The following is a 3,844-nucleotide window of genomic DNA, read 5'->3' as shown; positions in this document are numbered from 1 at the left end:
CCTAAGATTTCAGGAGAATACCCATGGCTATCGAACGTACCCTTTCCATCATCAAGCCCGACGCCGTGGCTAAGAATGTCATCGGCCAGATCTACGCACGTTTCGAAGGCGCTGGCCTGAAGATCGTCGCGGCCCGCATGGCTCACCTGTCGCGCGGCGAAGCCGAAGCGTTCTACGGCGTGCACAAGGCCCGTCCATTTTTCAACGACCTGGTGACTTTCATGATCTCCGGTCCCGTGATGATCCAGGCTCTGGAAGGCGAGAACGCCATCCTGACCCACCGTGATCTGATGGGTGCCACCGATCCTAAGAAGGCTGAGAAGGGCACGATCCGCGCCGACTTCGCCGACAGCATCGACGCCAATGCCGTGCACGGTTCCGACGCAGCTGAGACAGCCGCCGTCGAGATCGCGTTCTTCTTCCCCGGCATGAACGTCTACAGCCGCTAATCTGGCTTGAATTGGTTTTGCCTCACTGCCGCTCGGGCCTTGAGGCCTGAGAGCGAGAGGCATCATCATGGACGCGGTCAACCTACCTGGTTTGACGAACCTGCTCGGTTTCGATCTAGAGGGCCTGGCCGCGTACTGCGAGCAGCTGGGTGAAAAGCGCTTTCGCGCCACCCAGTTGTTTCGTTGGATTCATCAAAAAGGCGCGTCTGATTTTGATCAGATGTCTGACTTGGCCAAGTCGCTGCGCGACAAATTGGCTTCCCGGGCGCATGTGACGGCGTTACCGGTGATCTCCGAACACAATTCCGCCGACGGCACGGTCAAATGGCTGTTTGACGTTGGCGCCGGCGATGCGGTCGAGGCGGTGTTTATTCCCGAGACCGACCGCGGCACGCTGTGCATTTCCAGCCAGGCCGGTTGCGCCGTCGGCTGCCGCTTCTGCTCGACCGGCCATCAGGGCTTTAGCCGCAATCTTTCGGCCGGCGAAATCATTGCCCAGCTTTGGTATGCCGAGCACAGCCTGCGCAAACGCCTGGGCAAGAGCGAGCGCGTCATCTCCAACGTCGTCATGATGGGCATGGGCGAGCCGCTGCAGAACTACAGCGCCCTGGTGCCGGCCCTGCGCATGATGCTGGACGACCATGGCTACGGCCTGTCGCGCCGCCGCGTGACGGTGTCGACCTCGGGCGTGGTGCCGATGATCGACCGCCTGCGCGACGACTGCCCGGTGGCGCTGGCTGTCTCCTTGCATTCGCCGACCGACCCGCTGCGCGATCAGTTGGTGCCGCTGAACAAGAAGTACCCGATTGCCGAGCTGCTGGAGGCCTGCAATCGCTATCTGGACAAGGCACCGCGCGACTTCATCACGTTCGAGTACTGTATGTTGGACGGCGTCAATGACACGCCCGAGCAGGCCCATGCCTTGGTGGAGCTGCTGCGCGGCCATGTCTCCTGCAAGATCAATCTGATCCCGTTCAACCCCTTCCCGGCCTCGGGGCTGAAGCGCAGTTCGCGCGAACGGGTGATGGCATTTGCCGAAATCCTGATCCAATCCGGCTTGGTGACGACGGTGCGCAAGACCCGTGGCGACGATATCGACGCTGCGTGCGGCCAGTTGGCCGGCGAGGTGCAGGACCGCACCCAGGTGCAGGTGCGGATGGTGCGGGCGCCAATGATGGTAAAAGGCGCGGATCTTTCCTGAATGCCAACCACGAGTTTTTACGCATGAAAATTGCCTTGTCAGCGTCTCGTCCGCCTAGCGCTTGGGAGCGCCTGAGTGCTTGCCTGGCAGGCGCCGCCCTGTTCGGGTTGATCAGTGCTTGTGCCGTGCAGCCAGGATCCAGGGCTGAAGAGCCGCGCACCGCTTCCGACCAGACCGACGCCGATCGGCGCGCCAGTGTGCGCATGGAGCTGGCTGCTGCCTACTTCGGCCGTGGTCAGTTCAACACCGCCTTGGACGAGGTCAAGCTGGCGCTTAGCCTGAAGCCCGATCTGCGCGAGGCGGTCAATTTGCGCGGCCTGATCTATGCCGCCATGGGTGAGCCCAGGCTGGCCGAAGACAGTTTCAAGCGCGCCTTGCAGCTCTTCCCCCGTGACCCGGATACCTTGCACAACTATGGCTGGTTGTTGTGTCAGCAGCAGCGCTGGGCCGAGGCGGATGTGCAGTTTGACTTGGCTGTAGCGCAGCCAAACTACGCCGCGCCGTCCAGGACCCTGATGGCCAAGGGCATCTGCGAAGCGCGCTCTGGCCGTATGGCCGAGGCCGAACGCAGCTTGGCCAAGGCCTTCGAGTACGATCCTGCCAGCCCGGCCGTGGCAGTCAATTTTGCCGAAGTCTTGTACCGTAACCGGCAGTATGAGCGGGCTCAGTTTTACATCAAGCGCGTCAACGCGCAGCCCGAGTACAGCAATGCGCAAAGTCTGTGGCTGGCCCTGCGGATCGAGCGCCGGCTGGGCAATACAAGATTGGTGGATGAGCTAAGTCAGAGCTTGCGGCGCAAGCATCCTGACTCGCCCGAGCGGCAGGCCTTGGACGATGGCCGATTCGATGAATGAGAGAGAACGCATGTCTTCAGACCTGAGCGAGGCCGACCAGCCCTTGTTGGCCAAGGCGGCCACGGGCTCAAGCGCCGGCGCCCTGTTGCGCGAGCTGCGCAGCAAGCAAGGTTTGCACATTGGCGCGATGGCGGCGATGTTGAAAGTGCCGCAGGCCAAGCTGGAGGCCTTGGAGGCCGATCGCTGGCAGGACCTGCCCGACGTGACCTTTGCGCGCGCCTTGGCCAAGGCCATGTGCGGAGTGTTGAAGGTCGACGCGACAGCCGTGCTGGCCTTGTTGCCGCGCGGCAATGAGTCGGAGCTGATGGTCTCGCGCGGCCTGAATCAGGCCTACCGTGAGCATGATGGCCGCGCCGAGGGCCTGTCGTTGGCCATGTTGCAGCGCCCGCTGGTGTGGGGCTCGCTGTTGTTGTTACTGGCCGCGGCGGCGGTGTATTTGATGCCGGCCGGCTGGGTGGAGCGATTGAGTCAGCCGCAACCGACGGCGCCCGAGGTCATTGCCACACCGCAGGCCAATCCGCCCGCCTTGGAGCCGACGCTGATCGAGCCGGCCGTGGCTGCGTCGGCCGTGGCGCTTGAGGCTGTGCCCCTGCCATTGACCAGTCCCGTGCCCACTGCCGCATCGGCTCCGATGCTTGCCGCCGTCGTTGCCCCGGCTGGATCGGTGCCCCTGGTCGTCAGGATCACGGCCGAGTCCTGGGTCGAGGTGGTCGATGCGCGTGGTCAGGTCTTGCTGTCCAGAACCTTGCGCGCGGGCGAAGAGCAAAGCCTCGCCGGCCTGCCGCCATTGAAGGTCAAGGTTGGCAATGTGGCCGGTACCGAGTTGCTGCTGCGAGGCAGCAAGGTTGATCTCGCCGGGCAGAGCCAGAACAATGTGGCTCGCTTGGATCTGAACTGAACCGATTGACTGACTGACTGAAGACTGACTATGAGCTCAACTCTGATTGACACCACCAGCAGCTTGGAAGAAGCGATCGCGGCCGCCCGGCCTGCCGCCCGACGTTCGCGTCAGGCGCGGGTGGTGTGGGGCGACCGTGTCGTCACCGTCGGCGGCGACGCGCCGGTGCGCATTCAGTCGATGACCAATACCGACACCGTCGACGTCATCGGCACCGCCATCCAGGTCAAGGAGTTGGCGATTGCCGGCTCGGAGATGGTGCGCATCACCGTCAACACGCCCGAGGCCGCCGAGGCCGTGCCGCATATCCGCGAACAACTCGACCGTATGGGCATCGAAGTGCCCCTGGTGGGCGATTTCCACTACAACGGCCACCGCCTGTTGACCGACTTTCCGGCTTGTGCCGAGGCGCTGTCGAAGTACCGCATCAACCCGGGCAATG

Annotated in this window: 5 protein-coding genes; all 5 read left to right on the top strand. The window is 63.1% G+C overall.

Features of this window, described 5'->3' with window-relative positions; genetic code table 11:
• Positions 1–23: 23 nt before the first annotated feature.
• Positions 24–449 carry a nucleoside-diphosphate kinase gene (gene ndk, locus RMO57_RS14790; protein ID WP_310387882.1) on the top strand — a complete coding sequence of 142 codons (426 nt, stop codon included), beginning with the start codon at positions 24–26 and terminating at the stop codon, positions 447–449.
• Positions 450–516: 67 nt separating this feature from the next.
• Positions 517–1,650: a 23S rRNA (adenine(2503)-C(2))-methyltransferase RlmN gene (rlmN, locus tag RMO57_RS14785; RefSeq protein ID WP_310387880.1), complete on the top strand. Its 1,134-nt coding sequence runs from the start codon at positions 517–519 to the stop codon at positions 1,648–1,650.
• Positions 1,651–1,673: 23 nt separating this feature from the next.
• Positions 1,674–2,504 carry a type IV pilus biogenesis/stability protein PilW gene (gene pilW, locus RMO57_RS14780; RefSeq protein WP_310387879.1) on the top strand — a complete coding sequence of 277 codons (831 nt, stop codon included), beginning with the start codon at positions 1,674–1,676 and terminating at the stop codon, positions 2,502–2,504.
• Positions 2,505–2,514: 10 nt separating this feature from the next.
• Positions 2,515–3,402 carry a helix-turn-helix domain-containing protein gene (locus RMO57_RS14775; RefSeq protein ID WP_310387877.1) on the top strand — a complete coding sequence of 296 codons (888 nt, stop codon included), beginning with the start codon at positions 2,515–2,517 and terminating at the stop codon, positions 3,400–3,402.
• A 30-nt stretch (positions 3,403–3,432) separates the two neighbouring features.
• Positions 3,433–3,844: flavodoxin-dependent (E)-4-hydroxy-3-methylbut-2-enyl-diphosphate synthase (locus tag RMO57_RS14770; RefSeq protein ID WP_310387876.1), on the top strand; the 412-nt coding region annotated here is incomplete at its 3' end.

Source organism: Roseateles sp. (assembly GCF_031397715.1).
Taxonomy (GTDB): Bacteria; Pseudomonadota; Gammaproteobacteria; order Burkholderiales; family Burkholderiaceae_C; genus Paucibacter_A.
This window is presented reverse-complemented; position numbering and strand designations above follow the sequence as displayed.